The organism is Klebsiella sp. GFKo11 (assembly GCF_056490265.1).
In genome coordinates this window covers 4,668,235-4,680,901 of the sequence record NZ_CM151369.1, presented here as the reverse complement: position 1 = coordinate 4,680,901, position 12,667 = coordinate 4,668,235, and the positions used below count along the sequence as shown (strand labels likewise).

The following is a 12,667-nucleotide window of genomic DNA, read 5'->3' as shown; positions in this document are numbered from 1 at the left end:
AGCTGACAAAGTGCGCTTTTCCTGAATTGCCCGGCGGCGCTTCGCTTGCGCGGGCCTACGGAGAACTCATAGCCTGATGATATGATGGGTTTCCCAGGGCGGGTAAGGCGTCAGCCGCCACCCGGCAGCGCTTCGCTTACGCGGGCTTACGGAGAACTCATAGCCTGATGATATGATGGGTTTTGTAGGCCGGGTAAGGCGCTAGCCGCCACCCGGCAAAAATCCGGGCACGGTGTCTAAAACGGGTATCCGATGCCGCGTTATTTCAACGATGACGAAACTGCAGCGTTGCGGGCAGGTAGCGCTGTAGCGGCTCGGGCGTGTTGCCGTCAATCAACTGGCTTATCAGGTCGTAGCAGTGCCAGGCCAGCTGGCGGTTGTCCTGCTGCACGGTATCAATACGCAGCGACAGCGAATCGTAGAGATAGTGATCGTCGAAGCTCGCCAGATGGATGTCTGAATCCAGCAAATGGTGCTGGCTCATGTAGCGCAGTACCCCTTCCAGTAGCCCGCAGGCTGCAGTAAACAGCGCCTTTGGTGGCCGACCGAGACGGGCGCAGAGGGCGGCGAACATCTCATAGCCGGAGCTGGGATGATAGTTGCCGTTGATCACCCATTCCGGACGCAGTTCGATACCCGCCTGGGCCAGGCCCTGAGTGAATCCCGCCAGACGGTCGCGTGATGGCGACAGGCGAGGCTGACCGCCTAAAAACCAGAACTCATCGCTATGCGACGGCGCGATACGAGAAATCAGCTCTGCCGTCGGGATAATTGAATCGGTCATCACCAGCGGCAGGCCGCTTTCATTAGGACAGCGGTCAAAAAGCACCACCGGCAGCTGTTCGCTGAGCTTCAGATAATCGGCATCATTATGCATGCAGGATGCAACGATCAGCCCGTCGACCTGACGGGCAATCATATTGTTCACCACCATGCTCTCCTGACCGGGGTTTTCGTCGGTACAAGAAATAAGCAACTGGACGCCCGCCTCGCGGCACAACATCTCAAGCTCATGGGAAAAGACCGCAAAACCATAGTTGGTGATTTCCGGCACCACCAGTCCGATGGTGTGGCTACGGTTATCGCGCAGCGAGCGGGCATGAATGCTCGGCTGATAGTGCTGCTCGCGGGCAATCGCCTGCACGCGCTCGCGCGTTTCTTGCGCCACGCGCAGCTCTTTGCCACGCCCGTTCAGCACCAGGCTGGCGGTCGCTTTGGAAACGCCCGCCAGTTCGGCGATATCTTTAATGGTAACGCGTTTGGTTTTCATCACGACGCCATGAGCCTGAAAGCAAAACGCTTATTCTATCATGCATGTGCGCAGCGACCAGTAACAGAATGCGCCCGGCTTGCTGCCCGTGAAAGTCAGCAGCGCCGGATAAGTCGGGAAGTAGCGACTGCTCATCATCCCTTCGCCGTCATTGATGAAAATTTCCACGCTCGACTGGTCGATAAAAATTCGTAGCGAGCGCACCTCGCCGCACCAGTAGCGATAGTGCGTTTCATCGCTGGCAAGACTGCGTCGCGCCAGACGGATCCCGTGGGTATCGCGCTCAAGCGTCAATGTGCCGCCGAAATCGACGCTTAACGCGTCATCGCTTGCGGTTTCGAGGCTGATTTCCATCGGCGTCAGCGGCAGAGGGCTGTCCTGCCAGCCGTGCGCTTCGCCGCGCAGGGCGGTGAGTTCACGCAGCGGGCGCTGATAGAGCTTGCCGTCGACAAATTCCAGTTCGCGCAGGCAGGTCATCTGATGGATCCAGCCGTTAGCCAGCGTCGGCTGGCGCATCTCTTCGCCGTCCGGCACGCCCATCCAGCCGACCAGCAGGCGGCGGCCATCGCTGGTCTGCATGGTTTGCGGGGCGTAAAACTCGAATCCGGCGTCCAGCTCGTGAAGTTCGCCGTGTTTGAAAGCGGCGCGGCCGTAGTCGAAATCACCCGCCATCCACACTGCCGGGTAGGTGTTAAGAAAGCGCGTTTCCTCGCGGGGGATGCCCTGCGGGCAGCAAATTAGAATATGCTGGTCGCCGAGCGGGAACAGGTCCGGGCACTCCCACATATAGCCCGCGTCGTGCAGGTCATTGATGTCGTAACCGGCGATCTCGCCCTCGCTCGTCCACTCATGAAGATTTGCGGAGCTAAACAGCAGTACCTTGCCGCGCTTTTGCCGATCTTGTGCGCCCAGCACCATGTACCAGCGGCCTTCATGCTGCCAGACTTTTGGGTCGCGCACGTGGCCGGTATAGCCCTCCGGCAGCGGTAATACCGGGCCGAGCTTAGTGAAAGTGCCGTCGGCGTTTTCCGTCGCCAGGCACTGCCAGGCGGTTCGGCTACCATCATCGAATTTGACGTTGCCGGTGTAGCACAGGGTGAGGGTTCCGTGGTTATCCACCGCGCTGCCGGAGTAGCAGCCGTTGCGGTCGTATTCTTCGTCCGGCATCAGGGCGATCGGTTCATGTTGCCAGTGCAGCAGATCGGCAGAACTCCAGTGCGCCCAGCATTTGAACTTATGATCGCAGGCGAGCGGATTCCACTGATAAAACAGATGATAGCGCCCGGTAAACTCAACAAAGCCGTTGGGGTCGTTCATTAGCCCGGTTACCGGCGCATGGTGCCAGCGGGGATAGTGGTTATCGGCCAGCGCGCGGGGCTGGCCCTGCATAACGGCCTGCAAAATCGCAGGCAGGCGTGATGGAAGTGACATTATTCAGCGTCCGTGTTGTATTTCAGTACCAGGGAGACGACGAAGGCAACGCCAAAGGCGATAACCATCCCGATAATATAGTTCAGCAGCGAGCTGGCCTGCACGATAGCCATGCCGGGGATAGCCGTCAGACCTACCGCAGTCATGTAGACATGCATGGATACCACCCACGCGCCGCCCGCTGCGCCACCGATAAGCGCCGCGATAAACGGTTTCACAAAGCGTAGGTTAATACCAAAAATCGCCGCTTCAGTGATGCCCAGCATGGCGGAAAACGCCGACGGTAGGGTAATGGCTTTAATTTTGGCGTCTTTGGTTTTAAACCATACCGCCAGACAAGCACCGCCCTGAGCGACGTTGGCCATCGCCCAAATCGGCAGCAGGAAGTTGACGCCGATGGACGGATTGCCCAGCAGCCCGGCTTCGATGGCGTGGAAGCTGTGGTGAATCCCGGTAATGACGATAACCGAGTAGAGGCCGCCAAACAGCAGTCCGGCCAGCCAACCGGCGTGAGTAATCAGGGTGCTAAGGATAAACGAAATTCCGTCGCCGAGGGCGCGACCGGCCGGGCCGATAATCAGCAGAGCGATAAAGCCGGAAATAATCACCGTCAGGAACGGCGTGAGGATCAGATCCAGCGCGTCGGGGATTACGCGACGCAGCTGCTTCTCAACGATGCTCATAAACCACACCGCCAGCAGCACCGGGAACACCGTGCCCTGGTAGCCGATCATCGCAATCTCAAGGCCGAAGAAGTTCATGCTGTGGAAACCGGCAGCCACGCCCCAGGCGTTGGTGAGAGCCGGGTGGGTCAGTATGCCGCCGAGCGTCGCGCCGAGATAAGGGTTACCGCCAAACTCACGGGCGGCGGTGAAGCCAATCAGGATCGGCAGAATAATAAATGCCGCCGAGCTGCACATATCCAGAATGATGTAGATGGCGTTGCTCGGGTCGACCCAACCGTAGGTTTTGACCATCCCCAGCAGGCCCATCAACAGGCCGGAGGCGACGATAGCCGGGATAATCGGCACGAAGATGTTTGATAACAGGCGAGCGATGCGCTGGAAAGGATTAAGCTTTTTCGCTGCGATGTCGGCGGCTTCCGATTTGCTGGATTCACCAATCCCTGCCGCCTGAATAAAGGCTGCGTAGACTTTATTCACCACGCCAGTGCCGAAAATAATCTGCATCTGCCCGGCGTTACGGAAACAGCCTTTAACCCCTTCAATTTTGCCGATGGACTGCTGATCGGCCAGCGAATCATCGACCAGCACCAGGCGCAGACGCGTGGCGCAGTGCGCGGCGCTGGCGATATTTTCCTTGCCTCCCAGAAGCGGAAGCAGCGAGCGGGAAATCTGTTCAAAATCCATAATACCCTCTGAATGCGTAATAATTTTCGTATTGTCGCCCCGTGTTTACGGGGGCGCAGTCTCTGCGTCGTTATTGTGTCCGGGGCTTGTCGCCCCGGAGATATCTGTCGTCAGGTACTAACCGTCAGAACCAGGTTTCCATCTGAATACCAAAATTCCACTCGCCGCCTGCGTTGAAACCGCTGCTGCCAAAGGCGTCGTCGCTGGCGTAGTTATCCAGTTTTTTGCTCCAGTCCATCCAGGTTGCGAACAGGCGCAACTCGGGACGGTTGAAGAAATCGCCGATGTCGCCGACTTTAAACGTCGGGGCGAAGGTGAGTTTATAGAAACTACCGTTCACCGCGTTGCGATCTTTGTAGCCTTCGGGATGCAGATCCATGTATTGGTAGCTGCCTTCGTAAGCGAGGGCGAAGTTCTGGGTGATCTCCTGGATCAGGCGCATGTTGAAGGTGACCCACTCGTAGCTATCGCCTTTGACATAGCGGTCTTTGCTGCTTTGCGCCAACACCGCCGGGGCGATGTGCCAGCGTTCGCTAAGCGGCGTGGTGCCGTAGGTGGCGAAACGCCAGGTATTGGCGTCCGAGAGCAGCGCGCCGTCGGAACCGATGCCTTTAACTTCCGCGCCCAGGCCGTGACCATAGAGCAGGGCAGTTTTGCTGCTGCCTTCACGCAGGCCGTAGAAACTGTCGTTATGCAGGCCAACCAGCGCATGTACGCCGTTATTGGCAGCGTCGGTCTGAATGGCATCACCGTTGGCATCTTTACGGTCGTCGTTATCTTTCGCCCGCAGGCCGCTGACCATCACCTGCACCGGGCCGATAAAGTGGTTCATGCTCAGAATGTAGTTCTGCACATTGTTATCAATGTCTTCCAGATCGCCGAAGTTACGCCCGTAAAGGGAGAAGTTGCTGCGAATGCTGTTGTTCCACTTCACGTCGTAGATACCGCCGCCGGTGCCCGCGAGGAACACCACGTCGGAATCGAGCCAGTGGATATCAAAGTTGTCGCGGTCAAAGCGTTTACCTGCCCATAGCGTGGAGCCTTTAAATGGCCCTTCGAAGCTCGGTAAGCTGCCAAGTTCAGCGAACGCCTGACGAATATTCAGGTCGCTGGAGTCGGCCGACCAGTCGTTATAGGTTTTTTGTCCATCGGCCAGCATCGCTTTAAAGCGGGTGGTCGCGCCGTTATCCAGCGTCTGTTTATGTTCGAGATTCAGCTCGACGTAGGTGTCGGCTTCGTTGCCTAAGCGACCGATGGCACCACCGGTTTCCCCGGCTGGCGTCAGGTAGGGGCCGCTTTTGCTGCTGGATGCCGCGTCGTTCATCAACAGGCCGGAGCGGGCGTAGCCGTGGAACTCAAAGCCGCTTTTCTCATCGGCTTTCTTCTCCAGTTTGGCGGTACGCTGAGCCACTTCCTGGGTGCTGTCCTGGGTTTTTTGCTGCTGTGTCGTGAGTTGCTGGACTTTTTTCTCCGCCGACTCGGCGCGGTTTTCTGCCGTTTGCGCTCTGTTTTCCGCATCCTGCAGGCGTTTTTCCATCGCGATTAAACGGGCTTCAATACTGCTGAGATCCGTTTGCGCATGGGCTGAGGCGGCGCCGGTTAGCAAAGCGATAAGAACCGCGAGTGTGCTTTTTCTATACATGCTGGTTGCATCCCAAAGAGAAAATTGAAAATGATGTATGTTTGCTAAACCGGTTTAGGTGCTATGTTAAACACGACCTTTAACATTTTGAAATGGAATTTGCTAAACCGGTTTAATAATTGTGATGGATGCAACAAAGTGGGCCGCGCTGGGCGGCCTAAAGGATCAAAACTGGCGATTAAGATCGTGCTGATAAGGCAACGCGGTCATCGCGCCTTTCGCCGTTGTCGCCAGCGCGCCACAGGTTTGTGCCAGGGTGAGCGTGGGTTCCAGCTCGCCAATATCCGTCGGCATTCCATTGGCGGCAAGGCTAGCAAGCAGTCCGGCAACAAAAGCATCGCCCGCGCCGGTGGTATCTACGCTCACGACAGGTTTGGCGTTGAAGTGGATGAACTGTTGCTGGAATGCGGCGAGTACGCCCGCTTTGCCCTGAGTCACAAGCAGAAGCTCAGGTTGATATCGCTCGACGACGTTGGCGATTCCCAGTGCTAAATCATCACTACCACTGATAAATACCAGCTCTTCTTCGGAGAGTTTCACCACGTTTGCCAGCCGCAGGGCGCGATCGAGGCAGGCGTGCAGCAGGTCCTGATCCTGCCAGAGGTCCGGGCGGATATTGGGGTCAAAGCTCACCCGGCCGCCGGCAAGTTTGATCTTCTCCATCGCCGCGAAGGTGGTGCTGCGGCTGGGTTCAGCGCTAAGGGCAATAGAGCAGACGTGCAGCCACTGGTTAGCGGCAAACGCCGGTAGGTCTTCTTCTGCCAGGAACAGATCCGCGCTGGGGCGCACCATAAAGGTAAAGGTTCGCTCGCCCTCGTCGTCAAGGTCGACGACTACGGTGGAGGTGCGGTGCTGGCCATCGAGGCGCATATGGCTAATGTCGACCTGCTCCTGTTGCAGGGTATGGCGCATAAAGCGGCCAAACGGATCGTCGCCGACGCGCCCAACAAAGCCGCTGTTGCCGCCTAGGCGAGCGATACCCACCGCCACGTTAGCCGGCGCGCCGCCGGGACACTGCAGCAGGCGGCCCTCGCTTTCCGGCAGCAGGTCGACTACCGCGTCGCCCAGAACCCAAACTTTTGCATTCATGCTGAAAATTCTCCATAGCTAAACTTAATTAAACCGGTTTAGCTTATTAAAACATAGCAACAGAATGAGGGGAACGTCACATACAGAAAAGTGCGAGCCAGGGCGTAAAAACGAGAATCTGTTGGTGAAAAATAGGCGTCCAGATTGATCGTGCAACGGGTTTTCAATCGTCTGAAGGACAGTAGACCGGACAGGCGCGTCGAGTGCCGCCTCCGGGAAAGTCTGGTTAGAATTTACTGATACAGAGAAAATACTCTTTTCCATCAGGTGAAAAGTCGATTGAAAATTCTGAAATTAGTTTTAAGAACAATCCCTAAAGCCAAACGGCAAAATCTTGTGCCATGCTAAATGCGACTCGTAACATTAAGTTCGTTAGAGAGAGGACATTATGAAAAAAGCAATGATTGCGTTATCTGCGATTCTGGTAGCAGCTCCTGTTTTTGCTGCAACAACACACGCAACTGATGATACCGTCGCGGCAGCCCACGAAGGGGCGAACACCGCGAAGGAAAAACTGCATGAGGCTCAGCACCAGGGCGAAGAGCAGCAGCTCAAAGCCAAACACGCGGCGGAAGGGAAAAGCGACAGCGTAGGTAGCGAAGTCAGCGAAGGCGCGCAGAAAACCTGGAATAAAACCAAAGAAGGCACCGAGAAAGGCTGGAACGCGACCAAAGAAGGCAGCGAAAAAGGCTGGAATAAGACCAAAGAGGTCAGCAAAGAAGGTTGGGATAAAACCAAGCAAGGTGCTGAAGAGTTAAAAAATAAAGTCACTGAATAATCACTGACAATTCTTTAAAAAAGGGCCGCGAAAGCGGCCTTTTTGTTATTTAGCGCGCTTTATTTGTGTGGCTGAATGCTATTTATAAGCTCATGTACCCAATAAGCCAGGAATAATCCTGGTTATATTATTACTCACTATTCCTCCACATTTTCCCGGTAAAAAGGAAATATATCAGGAGGTGTACTATGAAAAAGATTCTTTCACTGGCGATTATTTTATCTTGTGCTTTTACATCCGTTTCATGGGCTGATGGCCCTGGCGGTAACAATCGCGGTCAGCAGCAGGTCTGGCAGAACGATTCCGGCCGCGGCGGTCCGGACGGTAACCGACAGCAGGCGCCGGGCAATGGGCCGCAAGGTAATAATCATCAGGGGAACGGTGGCGATCGTGGCCCGGATCGCGGTGGTAATCATTCGTCCGATAATCGCCATCAGGAGCGCCACGAGCAGGATCACTTCGCGTGGAGTGGCCATGATTTCCGTAAAGGCCAGCCGGCTCCGGAACGGTTTCGCGGCAATGACTATCGGGTAAACGACTGGCACGATCGGGGGTTACCGTCACCACCGCGTGGGCAACACTGGTCGTATATTGACGGTAACTATGTGCTGATTGCCGCTGCGACCGGGATTATTACGTCGATCCTGATTAACGGCGCGCTGAACCACTAACGTTGATCTTATCCCCGGAGGCGGTGCTGCGCACCTGTCCGGGCTACAAAACCCGCGCACCTCGCAAGTTCAAGCCTGTAAACCCCGGATCGCGGCGTAAACGCCTTATCCGGGCTACAGGTTCCGCATTGTCTGAGGGACAGTCGCGCGCCACCGGGGAAAATCACATTACACCAGCAGCCCGGTGATACTGTCCGAACTGAGCTGTACTAATCCCTTCCAGCCATAATTGTGTCCGGTTTTATAATGGCGGATATGTATTTCACGAATATGTGAATTGGTATTTTCATCAAGCATTTTCTGTGCGAGCGGCAAAATATCCTCACCGTAATCTTCGAATAACTCACCGGTCGCGATAACTCGCTTAATATTATGAATCGGTGCGGTACAGCAAATCGCAAAATAGAGCGCCTGCGCGGTGGTAAGGATGCCTGCGGATATATTATTCGCCTCGACGTTAAATGCCGGTTCCAGCCCTCCGGGCCAGGGGAGATGCACAATTTCCGGATAGAAGCCGTTTTCGCCCAGTCCCGGCTCGCCGTGGGTGCAATAACCGTAGCCGAGGCTGCCAAATCCGGGCATAAACGCGACGTATGACTGCCCGGGCGAGCTTTTCGCCAGCAGATAGTTAGTGCAGTGGGCAATATTGTAGATGCGGGTTGGCAGGTTTAGCTTCTGCTCAAGCAGGGCGGGGAGATTGACATTATGTTCCTGAAATAGCGGACAATAGCGCACAACTCCGGTGAAATGCTCGATCCCGCCCTGTAGCGCGATGCTGGCTACGCTGAGCGAGCTTCGCGGCAGTTTGGCTTGCTCGCATAGTCGTGCGATACCATCGGCGACAAAGGCTACCAACTGGTCCGGGGTCATTGTCTCCGGTAGGGAAAAATGCAGATCCGCTAACGGCGGCAACTGGGTATTGTAATCATTGAGCGTGCCCTGAAAACTGCCTTTACGCAGCATGATATTGGCGCTCCAGGCTTTCGCGCTTTTCACTGCTAACAGCTGCTGCGGGCGACCAAAAGTCGGATCTTTGACTTCCCGCTCCTCAATCAATTGTTCATCGAGCAGGCGTGCCGTCAGCTTGGTGATATAGGCTTTGGTGACGCCAAGGCGTTTGGTCATCTCCGCCCGGGATTCCGCTTCGCTATGCAATATATTGAGGATCTGCTGTTTGTAATCCACGCCGTCTCGCCTCTGCCCGCAGGGTTGCTTTAGCGTTCATCATACCATTGCGCTGCATTCCGTTCATCGGGCGGCAATGCGTGCCGCCCCGGATGGATTATTTGACCGAAACAATAATCCGTCGATAAGAGGTGAGAGACGGTTTGCCGTTATCGGTCACCGCCAGAATGATATGTTCCGTGCCTTTTCGCAGCGCTTTAACTTCAACCGTTGGTTTACCGTTATCGCTCAGTTCGAGGATTGCGGGGGCCTGCAAATTATCCTCGCCGCGACGTCCTTGCACATCGTTTACCGCCACCGGCTGAGAGCTGGCGGAACCGGCCTCCGGGTAGCGGTACCAGCTATAGCTGAGCTGATTGCCATCGGGATCTTTACTCCCTGCGGCGCTTAATGTGAGCACGTCGCCCGCTTTAGCATCCAGATACACCACTTGCTGTCCCTGCTGACCGTTTACCACCACTTGTGGATTATGGTTAGCGGAGGCGTAATCTTTCACTCCCCACGCCATGCGGGCGGCAAAATCGTGCTGGAATGCCTCACGCCAGCGCCAGATGGTGGCCTGATTTGAGGTATAGCGCTTGCCGTCGATGCCGGTAACCGTATCGGCGGCGTTGGGGTTGCCGGGATAGAAATCGCCGCCGCTGCTCCAGATGGCGCGCGTTTCATGCTGCGGCTGGCGCACGATATAGCGCCCGCCCCAGCCGCCCCAACCCGGATTCTGCTCACTATTCAGGCCGTTGCGGATCAGGCCGAGAAACGCCGGGGTATCGCCTTCCATAATAAACAGGTATTGCAGGTAGCCTTTGCCCATCGGTCCGATGTTGCGGATATTTTCATCCAGCCAGTGTTGGGACACGGTGGTGAAATCTGCCCCCGGTGCGTTGCGATAGTACTGATCGCCACTGATGCCGGTCCAGGTGGCGCGAGCATAATCTTCGCCGTTCTGGCTGGAGGGATCGACGATATAAGTGATATCCGGATAGTGCTCGCGCACCCAAAAACCAGCGTCGTCCTGATCGGAAATCGAGTAGACCACCAGGTTGCGCGTCAGCGTCTGAACGGTGCTGGCAGGATGTTTTTGCGCCAGGTCTTTCAGCGCTTGCGCCAGAGTATTCGCGCCGCCCCACAGGTTGATAAACAGTGGGTGGTTAGCGTCGGTGCTTTTTTCAATGGCCTTGACCAGCAGGTCGGAACCGGCGGTATTTTTCCCTTCACCGGTCGCTGCCATGCCGTAGCTGGCAAGCCCCGGCGCGACGACGGCTTTAAGCTGGTCTTCCGTTGGGAACCCGGTGGCGTGCTTAAGCAGGTTAGGCTGCACTTCGCCGTAATGACCGAGTACCAGATCGATCATATCGGTATGCACTTTCTCCCGCTGTCAGGTGGAGGTTGTCGCCACCAGCCCTTCGACACTCATTTCGTTGGCATAGAGCAAAAAACGGGTTAACGACATCTGATCGTCAGGCTCGTTGCCGATATCGGTCAGCACGAAGACGCGCGGTTTTTCCTGATACGGCAGAACCTTACCGGCCATTTCACTGATGGCGGTCGCGGCGTTTACTGCCAGCGGGGCCGATAACGCCAGCAGCCCGGCCATCGCCAGCCAGACTCCCTGGGCAACTCTATTATGGGGTTGTTTCATCTTCAAACCTCGATATACGTTGGTGACTAAGCAAGTGAACCCAACATAGTTAACAATGGAAACAAAGTAAAAAGAAAAGCAATATTGTGTGACCGTGATAACGATTTTTTCCAGACAGGAGATGATCTTATGAAAGAATAAAATATTGGAATTTAGGTATTTTATCGATTCTTTATCTGCATTGTTCCATTTGGTTTATTATTATTGATCTTATAAAGCAATAATAACCAGATGATTAGAAATAACTCTGTTTTGCTCTGAGGTATAAAGAAAGAAATTTCGTAGGTAAATCAATATGAATAAATGAGATGCCACCTGCCTCTGTAATAAGAAATGCTGCTTGCATTAAACCTCTACCAAGTTAAGTTATTAAAACTGAGCATCTATTTTTATATCCCGGAGACCGGCATGACCGATTTTGTTATTCCTGAAATTAAAGCCACTGAAGATGAGATGATTGCGATCCGTCATTATTTACATGCCAATCCGGAATTAAGCCTCGAAGAGTTTAATACCAGTGAGCTGGTGGCCGGGAAACTGACCGAGTGGGGCTATACGGTAACTCGTGAGCTGGCAAAAACCGGCCTTGTGGGGACGTTGCGCAAGGGCGACTCTCCGCGCACCATTGGCCTGCGCGCCGATATGGACGCACTGCCGATTTTCGAAGCGACCGATCTTCCCTGGGCCAGCACCGTTGCCGGAAAAATGCACGCCTGCGGCCACGACGGTCACACCACGATTCTGCTGGCGGCGGCGAAATATATCGCCTCTCCGGCCTGTCAGTTTAACGGCACGGTACACCTGATATTCCAGCCTGCGGAAGAAGCGATTGGCGGCGCGGATTTAATGATTAAAGACGGCCTGTTTGAGCGCTTCCCCTGCGAGCGCATCTTCGGTCTGCACAATATGCCGGGCCTGCCGGTGGGGAAACTCGGCTTCTATGCCGGCAATTTTATGGCCTCGGCGGATACGGTCAAAATCACCATTACCGGCTATGGCGGGCATGGCGCACACCCTGAGCGCACCGTCGATCCGATCGTGACCGGCGCGGCGCTGGTGATGAATCTACAAAGTATTGTTGCGCGTAACGTACCGCCGGGCGAAACCGCAGTGGTCAGCGTGGGGACTTTCCAGGCCGGTATCGCTTCTAACGTAATTCCCGAAAACGTGGTGATGGAACTGAGCGTGCGGGCGATGAAACCGGAAATCCGCGATCTGCTAATCAAACGTATCAAGGAGCTCACCGAGTATACCGCCAAAAGCTACGGCGCCAGCAGCGAAGTCGATGTTTTTGACTCCTATCCGGTGCTGACCAACAGCGTTGAGGAAACTGAGTTCGCTAAAGCGCTGGCACTGGAGGTGTTTGGCGAAGAGGGTGTTCTGGAATCGATACCTCCAATGAACGCCAGCGAAGATTTCGCCTTTATGCTGCGGGAGCGTCCCGGCTGCTACTTCCTGCTGGGCAATGGCGAAAAAGGCGGGAAGGGCAGCTGCATGGTGCATAACCCCGGCTACGACTTTAATGATGACATTATTTCCACCGGCGCGACGCTGTTCGCCCGGTTAGTTGAAACACACTGCCGTTGATCTCT

10 protein-coding genes and 1 pseudogene are annotated in these 12,667 nt (G+C 55.3%); 3 read left to right on the top strand and 8 right to left on the bottom strand.

The window, feature by feature from the left end; translation table 11 throughout:
- Nucleotides 1-265: 265 nt before the first annotated feature.
- From AC07P6_RS22600 to AC07P6_RS22580, 5 genes are all read right to left on the bottom strand, one after another.
- The gene (locus tag AC07P6_RS22600; RefSeq protein ID WP_478314771.1) at nucleotides 266-1,270 is read right to left on the bottom strand and encodes a LacI family DNA-binding transcriptional regulator; all 1,005 of its coding nucleotides are present in this window, start codon (nucleotides 1,268-1,270) and stop codon (nucleotides 266-268) included.
- 30 nt (nucleotides 1,271-1,300) lie between these two features.
- Nucleotides 1,301-2,701: a sucrose-6-phosphate hydrolase gene (locus tag AC07P6_RS22595; RefSeq protein WP_478314770.1), complete on the bottom strand. Its 1,401-nt coding sequence runs from the start codon at nucleotides 2,699-2,701 to the stop codon at nucleotides 1,301-1,303.
- On the bottom strand, nucleotides 2,701-4,071 hold the full coding sequence (locus tag AC07P6_RS22590) for a sucrose-specific PTS transporter subunit IIBC (protein ID WP_478314769.1): 1,371 nt from the start codon (nucleotides 4,069-4,071) through the stop codon (nucleotides 2,701-2,703). Before AC07P6_RS22590 ends, AC07P6_RS22595 begins: the two co-directional genes overlap by 1 nt.
- A gap of 124 nt (nucleotides 4,072-4,195) precedes the next feature.
- Nucleotides 4,196-5,713 (bottom strand): carbohydrate porin, encoded by a 1,518-nt coding sequence (locus AC07P6_RS22585; protein WP_478314768.1) that lies wholly within the window; start codon nucleotides 5,711-5,713, stop codon nucleotides 4,196-4,198.
- 165 nt (nucleotides 5,714-5,878) lie between these two features.
- Complete coding sequence (locus tag AC07P6_RS22580; protein ID WP_478314767.1) at nucleotides 5,879-6,802, bottom strand: aminoimidazole riboside kinase; 924 nt, start codon at nucleotides 6,800-6,802, stop codon at nucleotides 5,879-5,881.
- A gap of 388 nt (nucleotides 6,803-7,190) precedes the next feature.
- Here AC07P6_RS22580 and AC07P6_RS22575 point away from each other — a divergent pair, with 388 nt between their 5' ends.
- Both AC07P6_RS22575 and AC07P6_RS22570 read left to right on the top strand, forming a co-directional pair.
- The gene (locus AC07P6_RS22575) at nucleotides 7,191-7,580 is read left to right on the top strand and encodes a hypothetical protein (RefSeq protein ID WP_304256804.1); all 390 of its coding nucleotides are present in this window, start codon (nucleotides 7,191-7,193) and stop codon (nucleotides 7,578-7,580) included.
- Nucleotides 7,581-7,768: 188 nt separating this feature from the next.
- Nucleotides 7,769-8,251, top strand: a complete 483-nt coding sequence (locus tag AC07P6_RS22570) for an RcnB family protein (RefSeq protein WP_304256806.1) — start codon at nucleotides 7,769-7,771, stop codon at nucleotides 8,249-8,251.
- A 168-nt stretch (nucleotides 8,252-8,419) separates the two neighbouring features.
- Here AC07P6_RS22570 and AC07P6_RS22565 read toward each other — a convergent pair whose 3' ends face one another.
- The 3 genes and pseudogenes from AC07P6_RS22565 to AC07P6_RS22555 form a co-directional block, all read right to left on the bottom strand.
- A complete protein-coding gene (locus AC07P6_RS22565; protein WP_478314766.1) occupies nucleotides 8,420-9,436 on the bottom strand; it encodes an ROK family protein in 1,017 nt (338 codons plus the stop codon).
- Nucleotides 9,437-9,533: 97 nt separating this feature from the next.
- A complete protein-coding gene (locus AC07P6_RS22560) occupies nucleotides 9,534-9,944 on the bottom strand; it encodes a hypothetical protein (protein WP_478317067.1) in 411 nt (136 codons plus the stop codon).
- A 237-nt stretch (nucleotides 9,945-10,181) separates the two neighbouring features.
- Nucleotides 10,182-10,886: pseudogene (locus tag AC07P6_RS22555) on the bottom strand (DUF1593 domain-containing protein); the annotation flags it as partial.
- Between the two features lie 597 nt (nucleotides 10,887-11,483).
- Here AC07P6_RS22555 and AC07P6_RS22550 point away from each other — a divergent pair.
- Nucleotides 11,484-12,662: a M20 aminoacylase family protein gene (locus AC07P6_RS22550; protein ID WP_478314765.1), complete on the top strand. Its 1,179-nt coding sequence runs from the start codon at nucleotides 11,484-11,486 to the stop codon at nucleotides 12,660-12,662.
- Nucleotides 12,663-12,667: the final 5 nt, after the last annotated feature.

Excerpts from the sequence above, each read along its gene's own strand:
- AC07P6_RS22550 (WP_478314765.1), top strand. The coding sequence starts at position 11,484 with ATGACCGATTTTGTTATTCCTGAAATTAAAGCCACTGAAGATGAGATG.
- AC07P6_RS22595 (WP_478314770.1), bottom strand. The coding sequence starts at position 2,701 with ATGTCACTTCCATCACGCCTGCCTGCGATTTTGCAGGCCGTTATGCAG.
- AC07P6_RS22570 (WP_304256806.1), top strand. The coding sequence starts at position 7,769 with ATGAAAAAGATTCTTTCACTGGCGATTATTTTATCTTGTGCTTTTACA.
- AC07P6_RS22600 (WP_478314771.1), bottom strand. The coding sequence starts at position 1,270 with ATGAAAACCAAACGCGTTACCATTAAAGATATCGCCGAACTGGCGGGC.
- AC07P6_RS22585 (WP_478314768.1), bottom strand. The coding sequence starts at position 5,713 with ATGTATAGAAAAAGCACACTCGCGGTTCTTATCGCTTTGCTAACCGGC.
- AC07P6_RS22590 (WP_478314769.1), bottom strand. The coding sequence starts at position 4,071 with ATGGATTTTGAACAGATTTCCCGCTCGCTGCTTCCGCTTCTGGGAGGC.
- AC07P6_RS22575 (WP_304256804.1), top strand. The coding sequence starts at position 7,191 with ATGAAAAAAGCAATGATTGCGTTATCTGCGATTCTGGTAGCAGCTCCT.
- AC07P6_RS22580 (WP_478314767.1), bottom strand. The coding sequence starts at position 6,802 with ATGAATGCAAAAGTTTGGGTTCTGGGCGACGCGGTAGTCGACCTGCTG.
- AC07P6_RS22560 (WP_478317067.1), bottom strand. The coding sequence starts at position 9,944 with ATGGCGTGGGGAGTGAAAGATTACGCCTCCGCTAACCATAATCCACAA.